Genomic DNA, 235 nt, shown 5'->3' with positions numbered 1-235 from the left:
ATCCATCCCACATCCGGGCCGCGCATGGCACCCGCGCAGCGGGCGGGAGAACTGGCGCATACCGCGATCGCGGCAGGTTCAATGCACGCGCGCGCGAGACGACGGGCCGGGAAACCGACAGCGCTCTGGGCCAGTATGCGCGTGATCACGTTGAGCGGCAGCACCGCACGCGCTCGACGGTCCTCAGTGAGTTTCAGGTTATCCGGCGTTCGCTGGATGGCAGCCGGCTGCTGGC

General features: G+C 68.5%; 1 protein-coding gene. It reads left to right on the top strand.

Annotation, left to right across the window (positions count from 1 at the left end; all coding sequences use genetic code 11):
* On the top strand, positions 1-235 hold a 235-nt coding region (locus SB816_RS35025), incomplete at both ends, for a hypothetical protein (protein ID WP_410548625.1).

This window comes from Achromobacter sp. SIMBA_011, assembly GCF_046535435.1.
GTDB classification, from domain to species: domain Bacteria; phylum Pseudomonadota; class Gammaproteobacteria; order Burkholderiales; family Burkholderiaceae_B; genus Achromobacter; species Achromobacter dolens.
This window is presented reverse-complemented; position numbering and strand designations above follow the sequence as displayed.